This window comes from Streptomyces sp. NPDC047974, assembly GCF_040653375.1.
Classification (GTDB): Bacteria; Actinomycetota; Actinomycetes; order Streptomycetales; family Streptomycetaceae; genus Streptomyces.
Window position 1 is genome coordinate 51001 of record NZ_JBEZNU010000028.1, and the last position, 17407, is coordinate 68407.

Annotated in this window: 9 protein-coding genes; 4 read left to right on the top strand and 5 right to left on the bottom strand. The window is 75.2% G+C overall.

The genetic code is table 11. From position 1 onward, the window contains the following. The first annotated feature begins 4 nt into the window (after positions 1–4). Positions 5–760, top strand: a complete 756-nt coding sequence (locus AB0E19_RS30760) for a helix-turn-helix domain-containing protein (protein WP_362185583.1) — start codon at positions 5–7, stop codon at positions 758–760. Here the strand turns inward: AB0E19_RS30760 and AB0E19_RS30765 are convergent. The 3 genes from AB0E19_RS30765 to AB0E19_RS30775 form a co-directional block, all read right to left on the bottom strand. Beyond that, positions 700–1119 (bottom strand): VOC family protein, encoded by a 420-nt coding sequence (locus AB0E19_RS30765; protein WP_362185586.1) that lies wholly within the window; start codon positions 1117–1119, stop codon positions 700–702. The genes AB0E19_RS30760 and AB0E19_RS30765 overlap by 61 nt on opposite strands. Before the next feature lie 108 nt (positions 1120–1227). Further along, complete coding sequence (locus AB0E19_RS30770; RefSeq protein WP_362185590.1) at positions 1228–2838, bottom strand: hypothetical protein; 1611 nt, start codon at positions 2836–2838, stop codon at positions 1228–1230. After that, positions 2835–8663 (bottom strand): hypothetical protein, encoded by a 5829-nt coding sequence (locus tag AB0E19_RS30775; protein WP_362185593.1) that lies wholly within the window; start codon positions 8661–8663, stop codon positions 2835–2837. Before AB0E19_RS30775 ends, AB0E19_RS30770 begins: the two co-directional genes overlap by 4 nt. Positions 8664–9075: 412 nt before the next feature. On the opposite strand from AB0E19_RS30775, the gene rsgA reads away from it, so the two are divergent. Both rsgA and AB0E19_RS30785 read left to right on the top strand, forming a co-directional pair. Continuing rightward, positions 9076–10197 carry a ribosome small subunit-dependent GTPase A gene (rsgA, locus tag AB0E19_RS30780; RefSeq protein ID WP_362185596.1) on the top strand — a complete coding sequence of 374 codons (1122 nt, stop codon included), beginning with the start codon at positions 9076–9078 and terminating at the stop codon, positions 10195–10197. A 64-nt stretch (positions 10198–10261) separates the two neighbouring features. Beyond that, complete coding sequence (locus AB0E19_RS30785) at positions 10262–11626, top strand: AlkA N-terminal domain-containing protein (RefSeq protein ID WP_362185599.1); 1365 nt, start codon at positions 10262–10264, stop codon at positions 11624–11626. Here the strand turns inward: AB0E19_RS30785 and AB0E19_RS30790 are convergent. Together AB0E19_RS30790 and AB0E19_RS30795 are read right to left on the bottom strand one after the other, a co-directional pair. Further along, entirely contained in the window at positions 11613–12089 is a 477-nt protein-coding gene (locus tag AB0E19_RS30790; RefSeq protein ID WP_362185690.1) for a DUF456 domain-containing protein, read from the bottom strand. The two genes, AB0E19_RS30785 and AB0E19_RS30790, sit on opposite strands and share 14 nt — an antisense overlap. Positions 12090–12340: 251 nt before the next feature. Continuing rightward, positions 12341–13324, bottom strand: coding sequence for a helix-turn-helix domain-containing protein (locus tag AB0E19_RS30795; protein WP_362185602.1), 984 nt, complete (start codon positions 13322–13324; stop codon positions 12341–12343). Between the two features lie 232 nt (positions 13325–13556). Between AB0E19_RS30795 and AB0E19_RS30800 the strand changes: the two genes are divergently transcribed. Next, positions 13557–17336: a S8 family serine peptidase gene (locus AB0E19_RS30800; RefSeq protein ID WP_362185605.1), complete on the top strand. Its 3780-nt coding sequence runs from the start codon at positions 13557–13559 to the stop codon at positions 17334–17336. Positions 17337–17407 lie beyond the last annotated feature (71 nt).

Sequence of the window (17407 nt, forward strand, 5' to 3'; positions counted from 1 at the left end):
GGGGGTGTACGAGGAACGCCCCGCCCGGCTCGCCGGCGCCGTCCTGTGGACCCGGACGGCGCTCGCCCCGGTCGTCTCCGGCGCCCTCGTCGTCCCCGACGGCTGCATGGACCTCATCCGGGCCGACGGCCGTCTCCTCGTCGCGGGCCCCGACACCCGCGCGTACCGCCCGACGGAGCCCGTCGCCCGGTACGAAGGCCTCCGCTTCGCCCCCGGTGACGCCCCCCGCCTCCTGGGCGTCCCCGCCCGCGAACTCCGCGACCGACGCGTGGACCTCGCCGACCTGTGGGGCGGCGCCACCGCCCGCCGCCTCGCCGAACGGATCGACGAGGCCCCCGACCCCGCCGCGGCCCTGGAGGCGTACGCGCTCCGCCGCGCCGCCCGCACCGGACCGCCCGACCCGCTGCTGCGCGCGGTCACCGCCCGCCTCCGCGCGGGCCGCCCGGTCGGAGAGACCGCCGACGCCCTCGGCCTCGGGCCCCGCCGCCTGCACCGACTCGCCCTGGACGCCTACGGCTACGGCCCCCGGACCCTGGCCCGCGTCCTGCGCCTCCAGCGCGCCCTGGCCCTGCTCGGCGCGGGCCTGCCGCCCGCCGAGACCGCCGCCCGCGCCGGCTACACCGACCAGGCCCACCTCACCCGCGAGACCCGCGCCCTGGCGGACACCACCCCCGGGGCCTACGCGCGCCGGGCGGCCGGTCAGGCGCCGCCGGGAGCCCCGGAGCCGGCCGGGACGTCGGCGAACAGCGAGATCCCGTAGCCGTCCGGATCGGTCACCACGGCGTACCGCTGCCCCCACACGGCGTCCCACGGCGCCAGGTGCCCCGCGTACCCGGCCGCCGTCAGCTCCGCGTAGGCCGCGTCCACCTCCTCCGCCGTGTCACACCGGAACGCCAGCTCCCCCCGGCTGCCCTCGCCCCGCCGGAACGACGGGTCGAAGGACCGCACGGACTCCTCCGTGTCCCACGCCATCCGGAGCCCGCCCGGCAGCACCGCCTCCACATGGGGCGCCTTCTCCGCCCCCTCGGGAAAGTCGAATCCGAGCCGCCGGTAGAAGGCGAGCGAGGCGGCCATGTCGGCCACCACCAGACCGATGAGGTCGAGTCGAGGTGTCTTCATACCCCCGATCCTGGGCCCGCCCCGGGGCCCGCGTCTTGTACGGATCGGACACCGGGGGACGGTGCCGGGCCGGACACCCCGTCGCCCCGCCGTCACCTCGCCCCGCCGTCACCTCGCGCCGTCGGCGCCCCAGTCGGTGGTCAGGGCCTCCGTGACGGCGACGAGCTGCTCCTGGCCCAGCGGCTGGAGGTGGGAGAGGTGGTTCCTGGTCTGGCTGAGCCTCCGCAGGCGGTCCCGCTGGTCCGAGGGCAGGACCAGGTACCCGGCCGCCCGCGCCAGGTCGCCGATCTCCAGCTCGGCCAGCGGAGCGGCGGGGAGCCCGTTGCGCACCCGGTGTTCGGATCTGGCCCGCTCCCGGAACACGTCCAGCCCGATGCCGTTCCGGAGCAGGCCGGGGACGAGTTCCGTCAAGGCCGTCCGGGCCTCCTCGATGAGCGGGAGGAGGACCCGGTTCTGGGCGTGGCACACGAGGACCCGCAGCTCGGGGGAGGCGGGGTCGAGCAGCCGGTGGGCGACCACCGGACGGACGTGCCCGTCCCAACTGTCGACGACCCCCGACGCCCAGTCGTCGAGGATCTCCGCCGACGGGCGGGAGGCGTGCGCGGTCGACATGCGCCGGGGCCAGCTCCGGCTCCCGCGGCCGTCCCCGCCGGGCAACGCGGCGGTCAGCGCGTGGCGGAGGGACTCCACGTCCCCGCCCTTCCACACCTCGCGCAGGACGAGCGCGCGGTCGACGTCCGGCCCGCAGACCTCCGCGACGACGGAGTCCGTCACCCGGTCGTACAGCGCCTGCGCGGCCGTGGCCGGCGGACGTGGCCGCCAGGCGAGCAGCACCTCGCTGTCCAGGCGCGTCCACACCCGCCACCACCAGTGCAGCGTGACCTGGTGGGGGCTCGGCCCCCTGCCGAGGGCCCGGGTGGGGAGGTCGTCGATCCGCGCGGCGAAGAGGAAGCGGGGACGCCGCCCCGCGGACAGACCCGCCTCCCGGAAGGTGGCGTGGGCCGTGCGCAGCAGCTGCCCCATCTCCTCCGCCGAGTGCTCCTCCCAGCCGCGCACCACCACGGTCGGCGGGGAACCGGGCGCGTCGCCGCCGACGCCCTGGTCCGGGTCGCCGTCCTCGGACTCCCGGTGACCCCGGCGGGCCCTCCTGAGCAGTTCGTCCAGGGGGTCGCCCGCCGCCCCCAGTTCCTTGGCGAGGCGGTCGACGAGCGACACCGGTGGGGCCGCACCGGGCGGCTCCGCCGTGGCGGGCGAGCCGCTCCCGGGGCCGGCCGAGGGCGTCGCCCAGGACCCGAGGAGGGCGCCGTACGGGTCATCGGCGTCGAAGCCGTCGTCCTCCTCGTGCCACGGGTCGAAGAGGACGTGGCCCGGAGCCGGGTCCGGTGCCCCGCCGGAGGCGCGCTGGGCCGGCAGGGCGACCACGCCGGCGGCCGGGGCCTCCGTCCCGCCCTCCGACGGCGCGACCGAGCCCGGCACCGGTACGGCTCCGTCGAACCGCCTCAGCAGCTCGCGCAGGAAGAACTCCGCCCGCCCGGACTCCACCACGGTGTCCGGGAAGTACCAGACGCAGTCGAGGCCCGCCCGCAGGTCCCGCTCGACCCGGTCGAGGTGCCTGCGCGGTCCGGGCAGACGTGCCAGGTCGCGGGGGGCGACCCCCGGGACGGAAGGGACGGCAGCCCGTGCCGCAGCCCCTCCGCCGTCCCGGGCGAGGTCCGTCATCGTCCGTCGCCGATCGCCTTCAGGGCCCGGAAGGTGACCGGGTCGAGCGTGCTGCCGCCGTCCTCGACGATGTCGAGGACGCCGATGCGGTCGAGACGGGCGAGGAACCGCTCCGCGGTCTCCAGGGCACGCTCGGACTCGCTCTCGTCGAAGAGCCCGGCGGCGACGAAGGCCGCCTGGAGGTCGCCGGGGCCCGCGACCGCCTTGCCGGCGTCGTGGTGCTCCTCCTCGTAGAACTGCGCCCAGGTGGTCAGCCGGGCGACGTCGGAGTCGTCCAGACCGGCCAGCTTCAGGTGGCCCTCCGCCTTCTGCGGGCTGGCCATCTCCGCCAGGAGCTCCTTCAGCACGTCCTGCTGCCGCTTGCCCTGCCGCACCTTGGCCATGGCCAGCTCCACGAGCACGGGCCAGCCGCCCGTCACGCGGATCAGGTTCCTCCGGTCGTCCGGGGAGGTGAAGGGGGACTCCGGCCAGGCGCGCAGGCTGTTGAGGTTCCACCGCTCGGGGCGGACCACCCCCATGGCTCCCTCCACCCCCGCCGCGGCGTCCGGATCGCACAGGACCACGGCATAGCGGCGGGGCGGCGCCGAGGAAGCCCCCTCGGGGCGGGCGCTCTCCGTGTACTCAAGGAGGCGTTCGAGGGCCTTCTCCAGCCGGCCGGAGTCCTCGCCCCGGAGGTCGACGAGGAGGAGGCGGGAGCCGACGTTGCGGCGGGAGTTCGCCGTGATGACCTCCGTGAGGTCGCCGCCGGGCCCGACCGGCACGATGGTCAGGCCGTGGCCGTCCACGTGCAGTTCGAGGCCGCGTGCCACCAGGTCCGCGCCGAGCGCGGGGGTGCACGGCACCAGGGTGGTGCGGGTCGCGTGGTCGAGGATCTCGCTCAGCTGGCCGTCCGTCAGCGGACTCATCCGCTGCACCCGGGTGCGCCGGTCCGAGCCCAGGGAGCGCCGGGCGACCTTCGGGTCGTAGTCGTACGGCTGGTCGAACTGGGTGTCGCGGAGCTCGTTCTCCAGCTCGTCCTTGGTGCCGAGCATGTTGACCACGTTGGGGCTGCGCATCGCGTAGACCCGCTCGCCGTCCAGCTTGATCAGCAGGCCGAGGTTGACCATCTCGTCGAGGTAGATGATCAGCTGGCGCTCGGTGACCTGCCGGAAGCCCTCGTCCCAGCGCTCACGGGCGTGTTCGAGGAGTTCGGCGGGCCGGTAGCCGTGCCCGTGCCCCTCCTCCCGGCTGCGCACGGCGATGAGCAGGGCGAGGACGCGGTAGCGGTCCTCCAGGTTGATCGTGTAGCGCAGCCGCTCGGCGATGAGCCCGCGGACCTCCTCCGTGCCCGCCACCTGCTGCACGTCCTCCCAGGTGATCGGCGTGTGGCTGCCCGAGGCGGGCAGGGGGCGCTGCTGCATGTAGGAGACCAGGTGGTCGCAGAAGATCTGGAGCAGGTTGGCCTGGTAGTTGGTCAGACCGAGGATGTGCCAGACCAGATCGCGGGTCTCGAAGACGAGCCCCACCGCGGCCATCGGCTTCTCCACGAGCTCGACCGCGTCCCTCGGGTCCAGCGGCCCGACCGGCACGTCCCGGCCGCCGTGCGCGGTGACCACGTTGATCAGCCGGTTGAAACGCTGCACCTGGTGCAGGCCCGCGAGCACGATCTTGAAGTCGCGCCCGGTGTCCTCCATGAGCCGCTGGAGCCGCTTCACCGTCGGGAAGGTGGACTGGCCGCCGCCCGTGTAGACCGCCTGCGCGTCCGCGGTCAGGAAGGCGTCGGCCTCGTCGGCGAGCAGCAGGATGCGCCGCTCCGGCGACGCCGTGATCCACTTCCGGATCGCGTCCGCGATCACGTCGGCCGGCGCCCGGTCGGCGATGGTCCCGCTGAGCACGCGCAGCCGCTTCAGCTCGGCGAGCAGCATCCGCCAGATCCCCTCCGGCGGCTCGGCGTGCCCGATGTCGGCCTTCATCAGGTCCAGGTAGACCGCGACGCGGTTCTCCGGATCACCCTTCTGGAAGACCTCCGCCGCCTGCCGCAGCAGGGACGACTTGCCGAGCTGGCGCCCGCCGAACAGGAAGATCGGACCCTGCGGGTCGATCACCGAACGCATCTCGTCCGTCCGCCCCTTGAAGACCTCGGGCGGCACGAGGCCCGCGACGTGCGGGGTGTACGGGGTGTAGCCGGTCCAGGGCAGGGTGACCCGCTGCGTGGCGCGGAAGGAACGCGGTGCCCGCGCGGCCACCCAGCCGACCACGGCCGGGTCGACGACCAGCGCCTGCTGGGTGCGGCCCCGCGACTCCATGGCGAGCCGGCGGCGGCCCTCCACGCCCAACGGCTGGGTGTAGAGGATGATGTTGGCGCCGATCGCCGACGCCGGCAGGTGCCGCAGCGGCCCCTCGCCGCGGAGCTGGTCGGTGATGACGACCACCTTGTAGGAGCGCCGGGACTGGGAGCCGAGCGCGGCCACGTATCCGGGCGTGCTCTCCGTGATGTCCGCCCGCACGCTGAGCCGCGTCACCCCCCAGGACGCCGTCTCCACGGCGGGCTGGGGCGCCGCGGACAGGCCGAGCAGCCGGAGCACGCTGACGACCTCCCGGCCGATCTTCTGCGCGTCCCGCGCCTGGGCCAGCCTGTCCCAGGCGTCGAGGCCCGTCCTCGCGTTCGACACCAGGGGGTCGCCGTCGGCGTAGTGCAGCGCCCACCACTGGGCGCTGCCGCCGTCCACGTCCGACTTGGGCGCCTGGGGGTCGGTCACCCCCGCCAGGAAGCGGGAGAGGACCTCGCCGGCCGGCTCGGTCGGTTCCGGCAGGGCCTGGCCCCGGCGGACGAAGGAGAGGAGCTCCTCGGCCGCCACCGTCTCCCCGCGGTCCAGCAGCCCGCGGACCCGGGCCGCGTCGGGCGCGGACATCGGGAACTGGTCGAGCTGTCCGCGCAGCTCGTCCGCCTTCCGCTCCTCCAGCGCGTCCAGGCGCTCACCGACCTCCGTGATCGCGCGGAGCCGCTCCCGGTAGCGGCCTCCGTGGCCGTCGCCCTCCAGGTCGAGCAGCAGGCCGGCGAACTCCCGCTCGTCCTCGTGGGTCAGCAGGTTGTGCGCACGGACCCGGGCCAGTCCCAGCTGGGCCCTGCGGTGCGCGCCCGCGCAGCGGGACCGCCACATGTCGGTGGCCTCGGCGGACGCCTGCCGGATCTCGGCGAGCCGGGAGGGCGTCAGGTCGACCCCGTCGATCCCGCCCTCGGTGATCCGCTCCAGGAGCCGCCCGGCCAGGTGCAGATCGCCCTGCTCACGGTGCCAGGCGAGGGCCTTGACCGGATCGGCGGAGCCGAGCGCCGCCGAGAGGGCGTCGAGGGCCTCCGGGTGCGACAGATCCGGCAGGTCCCGGCCGTCCTCGGTGAGCCAGGGGAGCCCCTGCACCAGCAGCAGCTCGTCGGCGGGCGGCGGGAACCACACGTCCCGGACCTCGGGCGCGTGCGTCAGGTCGAGCCACCGCAGCAGCAGCGCCAGCAGCGCGCCGCCCACGCCCGGTGCGGGCGGCGCGGACCGGGCGGCTTCGACCGCGGCCCTGAGCTCCCGGCTGATCTCCTTGCCGGAGGCACGCGGCGCCTCGGCCACCCGAACCGCGTCCTTCAGCAGGTCCTGCACGGTCTTGACGTGCGTGCGCAGCTGGTTGCGGGCGCCCGCGTAGATGTCGTCCTTGGACTGCCGGGGGCTGCGCTTGGCGCGGTCGGTCTCGTCGATGAGCCGGTCCACGGCGTCGAGCCGCTTGAAGTGCGTCTCCAGGAGGTCGGTCAGCTCCTGCCGGCCCGTCCGGCCCTCGCTCGCCGCCCAGCTCTCGATGGCCTGGAGCGACCGTCCGAGGACGCCGTCCGCCGCCGTGAGCGTCTGCAGCACCACGGTGGCCCGCTGGTAGCGGATCTTGCGCTTCGGCAGGTCGACGGCGAGCTGCCGCGCCTGGTCGGCGAGCCTCTCGTACCGGTCGGCGGGGGTGTCGACGGAGGCCGGCCGCAGGCCGCCGGGCTCGATCTCCGCACCCATGCGGATCGCCTGTACGAGTCCGTCGAGGAGACCCGCCCACGGCGCGGGCAGCCCCGGGAACGGGGCGTGCTCGGCGAGGACGGTGCTCGCCCAGCGGGCCGAGATGCTGCTGCGCACGGCCGCGGCGACCAGGACCAGCTGGGCCTCCGGGTCGTCGTCCCAGGGCCGTCGCTTGCCCAGCGCCTCCAGCCGCTCCTCCGCCTTCGCCTGAAGGTCGGACGCGGCGGCGGCCGAGACGTGGAACGCCGCGTCGGCGAACTCCAGGGCGAGCGTGCGGTGCGCGGGCGCGCCCGCGGCCCGGGTGAGCCAGTACGCCTCCGCCAGCCTGCCCCGCGCCACCAGCTCCTCGACCCGGCCCCGACCGTCGGCCCACACGTCGACCGGGGCCGGCACGGTGCCGGGGGCGTCGGCGACGTCCGTGACCGGGGCGGCCGGAGCCTCGGCGGCGGCCGGGGCCTGCGGAGGAGCCGACGGTTCGGGGGCGGGTACCGGCTCCGGTGCGGGGGCCGGTGCGGGTGCGGGTGCGGGTGCGGGTGCGGGCGCGGGCTCCGGCTCCGGCGCGGGCTCCGGTTCCGGCTCGGGTGCCGGGGCGGCGGCCGGTTCCGGTACGGCGTTCCGGTGGGTCGTGGGGGCGGCTGCCTCCTCAGGGCCGGCCGCTTCCTCCTCGGGCTCCGAGGGACCGTCCTCCTCGGGCTCCGAGGAACCTTCCTCCTCGGGCTCCGAGGGACCGCCCGGCGGGGAGGCCTCCCCGCCGGGCGGGACGCCGTCCCCGAGGTCCTCCGGCGCGCCGTCCGTCTCCGCGGTCCCCGTGGCCGCTGCCGCGGGCTCGTCCTCGCCCCGCAGCCGGGCGAGCTGGGAGTCCAACTGCGCTATGTGCTCTTCCATGTTCGTACGGAGCAGCGGACTGGTGATCGTGTCGAGCAGCGTCTCCGCTTCCTGGCGGGCCATCGCCACCTTCGCGATCTCCTGCTCGACCAGGCGGCGCGCCTCCTCGTCGGCGCGCAGCCGGTCGATCAGCTCCTCGGCGTCGCTCCAGCTCCGTGCCGCGTCCCAGGTCCCCGCCCCGGCTTCGGCGAGGGCGCCGGCCAGCCGCTCGCGCTCGCGCGCCCAGGTGAGCGTCGCGCGCAGGAGACCGTCGTCCGCCAGGAGCCGACCGTCGCGCAGCGCGACGGCGAACGCGTCCACGCGGTCGGCCAGTTCCCCGGCGTCGGAGCGGAGAGCGGCCGTCCGCTCCGAGAGGGCGTCGGGGGTCGGTCGCACCACGGCCGCCGCGGCTCCGCCGTCCATGGGCGTCCCGGGCTCCGGCAGCGGGCCGGCGGCACCGGGGTCGCCCATCGTCTTGATGAGGCAGGAGGCGCGGTCCCAGATCTCGTTCGACACCGGAGGCCCGTCCTTCCCCGTCGCCTTCACCAGGTCGTCGCGGTGGCTGTGCACCAGGCGATGGGCCGGGAGGTCCGGGCGCAGCGTGAGTCCGTACAGCATGAGCTGGCCCAGGTCCGTCGGCAGTTGCCGGAGCATCTCGGTCAGCTCGCCGGCGTCGGGGTCGCGGAGCCGGTCACCGTGGCCGAGTTCGTCCAGTCGCGCGCAGCCGACGCTCAGCCCGCAGCCGCTGACCATCCAGAGGAGCTCCTCGGGCGCCCGGCTGACCCAGAGCCGTGCCCCGCTCGTCTTGCGCAGCGCGGCGGCCGCGGGGCCGCTCTGGTAGTGCAGGAAGTGGCTGCCGTGCGCGCGGTCGATGTGCCGGAACAGTTGCAGCACGAGCCGCGGGCGTTCCAGCAGCCACTGCCTCAGAGTCGAGATGGAATGCATCGGACAGCCCCCTTGCTCCCCTCCAACCAGCCTGCGCTCAACAAGCTGTTGGAACCACCCAGGTGACTGTCAGTCATATCAGATGGTGGCGACAAGGGGGCGCGTCACGATCAAAGGGGCGCGAGGGGGCGCGGAGGAGCGTGAGAGGGGGCGTCGTATCCGCTCGGAAATAAAAGGGTGGCGGCCGCGTTCGGTGCCGCCCTAAGGTGAGGCCCGTACTCGGGCGGCGGTCGTTTCCGCTGCCCTGAAGCCGACGAAGAAGCAGGAGGTGAGGACATTGATGACTGTCACGGTGACGGGCTCTGCCCGCATTCAGGAGTTCATCGTTCCCACCCCTGTGGTCTCCGGCTGACACCCACTCGATCCGCGCGCTCGGAGCGCGCCGCCGGGGCCACCCTCCGAAGGGTTCCCCTTGTCTTTCCCGCTTTCCTCCGTTTCTCTCTCCTCTTCTTCCTCCGTCCTCGACGCCCACGGCTGGGACTCCGGCTGGGCCGAGGCCTTCGCGCCGTACGCCGCTCAGGGGCTCGTCCCGGGGCGGGTCGTCCGGGTCGACCGGGGGCAGTGCGACGTGGCCACGGCCGACGGGGTCGTGCGCGCCGACACGGCGTTCGTGACGCCGCACGATCCGCTGCGGGTCGTCTGCACCGGGGACTGGGCCGCCGTCGATCCCGAGGGTGCCGCCGATCCCCGGTACGTACGGGCCTGCCTGCCGCGGCGTACCGCGTTCGCGCGGTCGACGTCGTCCAAGCGGTCCGAGGGGCAGATCCTCGCGGCCAACGTCGACCACGCCGTCATCACCGTCTCGCTCGCCGTCGAGCTGGACCTCGGCAGGATCGAGCGCTTCCTCGCCCTCGCGTGGGAGTCCGGCGCCCTGCCCACCGTCGTGCTGTCCAAGGCCGACCTGGTGCCCGACCCGGTCGTGCTCGCGCATCTCGTCGAGGACGTCCAGGGCGTCGCCCCCGGCGTCGAGGTGCTGCCGCTCAGCTCCGCCAGCGGCGAGGGGGTCGACGTGCTCTCGGCCGTCGTCGCCGGCGGCACCACCGTCCTGCTCGGCGTCTCCGGCGCCGGGAAGTCCACCCTCGCCAACGCCCTCGTCGGCGAGGACGTCATGACCGTCCAGGCGGCCCGTGACGTGGACGGCAAGGGGCGGCACACCACGACCACCCGGAACCTGTTCGTGCTGCCGGGGGGTGGCGTGCTCATCGACACCCCGGGGCTGCGCGGGGTCGGGCTCTGGGACGCCGAGGCCGGCGTCGGGCAGACCTTCGCGGAGATCGAGGAGCTGGCCGCCGACTGCCGCTTCCAGGACTGCTCCCACGAGTCCGAGCCCGGGTGCGCGGTGGCCGCGGCCGTCGACGAGGGCACGCTCTCCGTGCGCCGTCTGGAGAGCTACCGCAAGCTGCTCCGGGAGAACCAGCGGCTCGTCGCCAAGACCGACGCCCGGCTGCGCAACGAGATCCGCAAGGACTGGAAGCGCAAGGGCGCCGAGGGGCGGGCCGCCATGGCCTTCAAGCGCGAGGGACGGCTCCGGTAGACCGGCCGGACGTCATGTCCGAAAGCCGCGGGTGTGCGGCGGTGCGCCGTCGCACACTGGAGCCATGACGGACGACGAGGGCGACACCCTCTACCAGGCGGTGAGCAGCAGGGACGCGCGGTTCGACGGGGAGTTCTTCTTCGCCGTCCGCACCACCGGCATCTACTGCCGGCCCAGCTGCCCCGCCGTCACCCCCAAGCGGCGCAACGTGGCCTTCTTCCCGACGGCCGCCGCCGCCCAGGGCCACGGCTTCCGCGCCTGCCGCCGCTGCCGGCCCGACGCGGTGCCCGGCTCCGCCGAGTGGGACGTCCGCGCCGACGTCGTCGGACGGGCCGTCCGGATGATCGGCGACGGGGTCGTGGACCGCGAGGGCGTCCCCGGTCTCGCCGTCCGGCTCGGGTACAGCACCCGCCAGGTCCAGCGCCAGCTCACCGCCGAGCTGGGCGCCGGACCGGTGGCGCTCGCCCGCGCCCAGCGGGCCCACACCGCGCGCGTCCTGCTCCAGACCACCTCGCTGCCGGTCACCGAGATCGCCTTCGCCGCCGGTTTCGCCTCGGTCCGCCAGTTCAACGACACCATCCGGGCCGTGTACGCCCGCACCCCGACCGCGCTCCGCGCCGAGACCGCCGGCGCCGCCGGGCCCCACGCCGCCTCCGCGACCGGCGTCCCGCTGCGGCTCGCCTACCGGGGGCCGTACGCCGCCGCCGAGGTCTTCGACCTGCTGGCGGCCGAGGCGCTGCCGGGCGTCGAGGAGGTCACCGGGGAGCGCGGCGCCCGCACCTACCGCCGCACCCTGCGGCTGCCGTACGGCCCCGGGGTCGTCGCCGTGGCGGAAGCGGCGCCCGGCCGCTGGCTGGAGGCCCGGCTGCACCTCGCCGAGCTGCGGGACCTCACCACCGCCGTGCACCGGCTGCGCCGCCTCCTCGACCTCGACGCCGACCCGTACGCGGTCGCCGAGCGCCTCGGCGCGGACCCGCGGCTCGCCGCCGCGGTCGCCGCCCGGCCGGGACTCCGTTCGCCCGGCGCCGCCGACCCGGAGGAGTACGCCCTGCGGACGGTCCTCGGCCCGGAGGAGTCCGCGCGCGTCCTGACGGAGCTCGGTACGCCGCTGGACAGCCCGGACGGGACCCTCCGGGCGCTCTTCCCCGCCGCCGCGGCCCTCACCGGCCACCCCGTCGCCGGGCCGCTCGCCCGGGCCCTCGTCGACGGCGGCCTCCGGCTCGACCCCGGCGCCGACCGCGACGAGTCCGCCCGCGCCCTCGCAGCCGTACCCGGCGTCGACGCCCGCGCCGCCGCCCTGATCCGGATCCGCTCCCTCGGCGACCCGGACGTGGCGGACGGGCCGGAGGCCGCCGAGGCGGGGGAGTGGGCGCCCTGGCGGTCGTACGCGCGGCGCCATCTGGAGTTCTCGCCGGTCAGCCGAGGATGACCGCGCCCGCCCACGCGCCCGTGATCAGCAGGCACGAGAAGAGCTCGACGAGGATGCTGGTGCCGCCCGCGCGCATCACGGCGCGGGTGGCGGCGCGGGCCTGGCCGTGGCCGCCGAGCCGGCGCCGCTCGGAGAGGTAGATCCCGCCGACGAAACCGGGGACCGCGCCGAGCACCGGGACCAGCACGAAGCCGAGGAGCGCGCCGGCGCCCGCGTAACCGATCGTCCTGCGGGTCAGGCCCGCGCCCCGGAAGCGGCGCGGCGGCAGCTGCCAGACCACCACCTGGGTGAGGAGCAGCAGGGCGGTCGAGGAGACCAGCAGGATCCAGGCGAGGCCGGTCTGCTCGTGCAGCGACCACCAGAGCACGGCGGCCCACACCAGCCAACTGCCCGGCACACCGGGGGCCAGCACCCCGAACAGGCCGAGGAGCATGACCGCCGCGACCATCAGGAGCTGCCACACACCCACGGGGCCAGCCTCCCCCACCCGCCGGATTCCCGCAGGTCGCGGGGGCCGAAGGGGTGGGGCCGCGCCGAAAGTGGGGGTGGGGTCCGCGCCGAATGGGGTGGGACCCCACGCCGGGCCCCACGCCGGGCCCCACGCCGGGCCCCACGCCGGGCCCCACGCCGGGCCCCACGCCGGGCCCGCCCGGCGCCTGTCCGGCCCCCCGCCCGCGCCCTGTCCGCCCCCCGGCCCGCGCCCCGTCCGCCCCCTCAGACCCTCGCGACCCACCCCTTCTCGTACGCGTGCCAGCCCAGCTGCAGGCGGGTCGTCACCGCGGCCAGCTCCATCAGGCCCTTGACCCGGCGCTGGACGGTGCGCAGACCCAGGTCGAGCTGTTTGGCGACGCTCGCGTCGGTCATGCCGGCGAGCAGGAGGGAGAGGATCTCCAGGTCGGTGGTGTCCGGGCCGGGGGCCTGGTCCTCGGTGATCTGGGCGCCGACGCCGAGCCGCAGCGGCAGCGCCTCCCGCCACACCGACTCGAAGAGGCCCATCAGGGACTCCAGGAGGCCGCTGGCGTGCACCACGAGCGCGGCCGGCTCGGCGCCGCGGCCGGTGAGCGGGACCATCGCGAGGGTGCGGTCGGCGACGACCAGTTTGGTCGGGACCCGGTCGACCACCCGGATCCGCTCCTCGCGGCCGAGCGCCGCCGACAGTTCGAGCAGCCCGGAGGGGAGGGTGAGCACCTCGCGCTCGATGACCACCCGGTAGCGGACGCCCCGCCCCGCGGCCAGTTCCTCCGCGTCGTTCTCCAGGCCGGAGACGGCGATCGGCTTGCCGGTGACCAGCGCGCAGACCTCCTCGGTGGCGCCGAGCTGGAGCTGGAAGAAGCGGTGCGCCACCGCGCTCGCGCCGGTCACCACCTCCACCAGGTCGTGCACGGCGGGCTCGGCCGCCTCCGACCGGTACTCCTCCGACAGCAGCGCCGCCGCCAGCTCCGCCTGCTCCAGTTCGTGCCGCTGCTGGGTGAGGAGCGCGCCGAGGGCGACCGCGGGCGGGGCCGCCACCCAGCGGCCGGTGCGGGCGGAGGACTGGGCGGCGAGGCCCTGCGCCTCCAGGCGGCGCAGCGCCCGCTCGGTGTCCGGTTCGGGCAGCGAGAGCCGGTGCGCCAGGTCGGTGACCTCCGCCGCGCCGAGCGCGATCAGCGCGCGGTACGCGGACTCCTGCCGCTCGTCCAGTCCTATCGCACCCAGCATCGGTTCCCGCCCCTCGCCGTGTCTCCGGGGGAGTGCGCGCGACGTTCCGCGCATGTTCTCCGGAGGCATTCGTTCCGTTGGTGACCTGGCGGGAATCGGCCACGGCGTATTCCCGCCGCGCCCATCATCCCTGTACCGCCCTCACCTCTGCCAATGTGGCGCCACCGCAGCACCAACCGCCTCCGGATTCAGGTGACTTGCGCCTGTTGTCCGGATTCTGATGGGGAGAGCGATGCGCCCGATTTCGCGTACGGCCCTGGGGGCGGCGACCGCCGCCGTCCTGGCCGTCACCGCGGCCCTGCCGTCCGTCGCGGCCCAGCCACCGGCCGCAGGCCCCGCCGACCGCGCGCCGGTCGGCAGCGAGGCCCAGGCCCGCGCCGGAGAGCGAAGCGAGAGGCCCGCCACGGTGACCCTGGTCACCGGCGACCGCGTCCTGGTCAGCCGCGACGAGCGGGGCGACCCCGCCGCCACCGTGCTGCCCCGCGAGGACGGCACCGTGCCGCTGGTCCAGACCCGCCGCTCCGGCCAGGACCTCTACGTCTACCCCGAGGACGCCACCGACGCGCTCGCCGCCGACCGGGTCGACGAGGAGCTCTTCAACGTCACCGGCCTGGTCCGCCAGGGCTACGACGACGCCTCCACCACCACCCTGCCGCTGATCGCCGTCTACGGCTCCGGCGCCGGCGCCCGCACCGCCCCGGCCGCCCCGCGCGGCGCCCGCAACGGCCAGGTCCTCAGGACCATCGGCGGCGTCGCCCTCCGGGCCGAGAAGAAGCAGGCCGCCACCTTCTGGTCCGAGGTCTCCGCGCCCGCCGCCCGCTCCTCCGCCGCGGCCATCGAGAAGCTCTGGCTCGACCGCAAGGTCGAGGCCACCCTGGAGCGCTCCACCCGGCAGGTGCACGCCCCCGAGGCGTGGGCCGCCGGCTACGACGGCACCGGCACCAAGGTCGCCGTCCTCGACACCGGCGCCGACGCCGACCACCCCGACCTCAAGGGCCGGATCACCGCCTCGGAGAACTTCACCGACTCCGACACCGCCGACGACCGGCAGGGCCACGGCACCCACACCCTCTCCACCGTCGGCGGCTCCGGCGCCGCGAGCGGCGGCAGGAAGAAGGGCGTCGCCCCCGGCGCCGCGCTCCTCAACGGCAAGGTCCTCAACGACGCCGGATCCGGCGCCACGTCGTGGATCATCGCCGGCATGGAGTGGGCCGTCGCCCAGGGCGCCGATGTCGTCTCCATGAGCCTCGGCAACCCCTCCGAGACCGACTGCGACGACCCGATGAGCGCCGCCGCCGAGCAACTCGCCCGGAACGAGGGCACCTTGTTCGTCGTCGCGGCGGGCAACTCCGGCCCCTCCCTCAACTCCGTCTCCTCGCCCGGCTGCGCGCCCGGCGTCCTCACCGTCGGCGCCACCGACCGCGACGACTCCACCGCCTGGTTCTCCAGCCGCAGCCCCGTGGCCAACGAGGCCCACGCCCTCAAGCCGGAGATCGCCGCCCCCGGCGTCGGCATCTCCGCCGCCGCGGCCGGCGGCCGCGGCGTCTACGCGTACCAGGCGATGTCCGGTACGTCGATGGCCACCCCGCACGTCGCGGGCGCCGCCGCCATCCTGAAGCAGCGTCACCCCGACTGGACCGCCCAGCAGGTGAAGGCCGCCCTGGTGGCCTCCGCCGAGACGGACATCCCCGGAGACGTCCGCGAGACCGGAGGCGGCCGCCTCGACGTGAAGGCCGCGATCGACCAGACCGTCCTCTCCGCCCCCGCCGTCCAGGCCGGCACCTACCACTGGCCGCAGGACGGAAGCGACCGCACCACGGTCTCCGTCCCCTACACCAACACCTCCGACGCCCCGGTCACGCTCGACCTCGCCGTCGAGAAGGTCACCGGCAACGACGGCTCGGCCGTCCGGTCCACCGTCGCCCGCCTCGGCAGGCGCACCGTCACCGTCCCCGCCGGAGCGACCGTCCAGGTCCCCCTGGCCATCGACCCCACCGCCCGTCTGGAGCGCGCGCAGTACGGCGACGTCACCGGCAGGGTCGTCGCCACCGGCCGCGGCGGCGTCCACGTCTCCACCCCGTTCGCGCTGTACGTCGAGCCCGAGACGGTCACCCTCCGCGTCAAGCTGGTGGACCGCCTCGGCAAGCCCGCCGACGGCGCGTCCTCGCTCGACGTCATCGGCACCGACACCGCCACCGGCGAGCGCCGCTTCAACGAGGGCTCCGCCGACCAGGTCTACCGCCTGCGCCCCGGCGGCTACTTCCTCTCCTCCTACGTCACCACCCCCGACGCGGGCGAGGGCGCCACGCTCACCGACTCCCTCACCTACCTCGGCCGCCCGCAGCTGGAGCTGCGGAAGGACACCACCGTCGTCCTCGACGCCCGCGAGGCCGGGCGGCTCTCGGTCCGCACCGAGCGGCCGTCCGAGGTCCGCGGCGCCACCCTGGCCTTCGCCCGCTCCTGGGACGACACCTGGACCCACGCCGGCACCGCCGCCGGACCGCGCACCATCCGCGCCTACTACGCCTCCGTCGAGGGCGAGGCCCGCGACGGCTCCTTCGAGTCCGGCAGCTACTGGCGGGCCGCCGCCCCGCAGATCACCTCCCTGCGCACCGGCGACGGCCTGGAGCTCCACCCGGTCACCGGCTCCACCGGCTCCGACAACCTCGACGGCACCGGCTCCGCCCGGCTCGTCGACGCCGGCGGCGGCACCCCGGACGAGCTGAAGGCCGCCGGCGTCCAGGGCCGGCTCGCCCTGGTGAGGCTCCCCGACACCACCACCAACGTCGTCGCCCTGGCCCGCGACGCCAAGGCGGCCGGCGCGATCGGCGTCGTCGTCCACCGCGCGTCGGGCGCCCGCTGGTACCCGACCGGCGGCTTCACCGGCAACGGCCTGCCGGTCCTCGCGGTCCCGGCCGCCGAGGCCACCGCGCTCCTCGGCAGGCTCGCCGCCGGCGAGGTCACCCTGGAGTGGAAGGCCCAGGCCAGGCCCGGGTACGTCTACAGCCTCGCCTACCCGGAGACCGGCGAGGTCGACGACGACCGGGTCTACCGTCCCCGTGACGCCCGCCTGGGACGCTCGGACGCCGCCTACGGCTCGTCCGGTGTCGCCGCGGACTTCATGAACTTCCCCGCCGCGCACCGCCCCAACGGCCTCGCCGTCTCCTTCGCCGGCCTGGAGACCGTCCCCGCCCCCGGCGGCCGCACCGAGTACTACACGCCCGGCGACACCACCTGGCACCAGTACGTCGGCAGCAGCTTCCCCTTCGGCGAGCTGATGTCCGGCGACCGGCACGCGTACACCGCCGGCGAGCGGCGCACCGAGAAGTGGTACGACGGCGTCCTCGCCCCCACCGCCCCGCGCGACGCCACCGGCGCCCCGGTCCTCGTCTCCGAGCGCCAGGGCAACCTCATCGGCTTCGCCGCCGCGATGTGGGGCGACGGCACCCACCACGCGGAGCCCGGCTCCTTCGGCGACATCGGCAACCTGCGGCTGAGCCGCGACGGCGTCGAGATCGGACGCAACGCCTGGCCGTTCGGCGTCTTCGAGGTGCCCGCCGAGCGGGGCGCGTACGAGCTGGAACAGAACACCACGAAGATCGGCAACCGGAACTGGGCCCGCTCCACGTCCGTGCGGTCGATCTGGAAATTCACCTCCCAGCTCGACGGGACGGTCTATTCTCAGGGCATCCCGATACTCTTCCCCCGGTACGACCTGCCGGAGGACGGACTCAAGACCCTCGCGGCGACCGACGGCCAGCAGATCGGCCTCACCGCGACCGGGCACGCCGGCTACCAGCCGGCCGCTCTCACCTCGGCCAGGCTCTCGTACTCCTATGACGGCGGTACGACCTGGACCGAAGCACCGGTCTCCCAGCAGGACGGCACCTGGACCGCGACCGTGGACCACGCGGGCGCGACGGGCAGGCAGGTCACCCTGAGGGCCGAGCTGACGGACGCCCACGGCAACTCCGTCACCCAGACCGTGGTCCGCGCTTACGACGTGCGCTGACCACGCCGGTCCGCCGGACGTCCTTCCCGTGGGGGGTGGGGTCGTCCGGCGGACCACCCATTCGCAGCAAC

Excerpts from the sequence above, each read along its gene's own strand:
- AB0E19_RS30765 (WP_362185586.1), bottom strand. The coding sequence starts at position 1,119 with ATGAAGACACCTCGACTCGACCTCATCGGTCTGGTGGTGGCCGACATG.
- AB0E19_RS30770 (WP_362185590.1), bottom strand. The coding sequence starts at position 2,838 with ATGACGGACCTCGCCCGGGACGGCGGAGGGGCTGCGGCACGGGCTGCC.
- AB0E19_RS30795 (WP_362185602.1), bottom strand. The coding sequence starts at position 13,324 with ATGCTGGGTGCGATAGGACTGGACGAGCGGCAGGAGTCCGCGTACCGC.
- AB0E19_RS30785 (WP_362185599.1), top strand. The coding sequence starts at position 10,262 with ATGACGGACGACGAGGGCGACACCCTCTACCAGGCGGTGAGCAGCAGG.
- AB0E19_RS30800 (WP_362185605.1), top strand. The coding sequence starts at position 13,557 with ATGCGCCCGATTTCGCGTACGGCCCTGGGGGCGGCGACCGCCGCCGTC.
- AB0E19_RS30775 (WP_362185593.1), bottom strand. The coding sequence starts at position 8,663 with ATGCATTCCATCTCGACTCTGAGGCAGTGGCTGCTGGAACGCCCGCGG.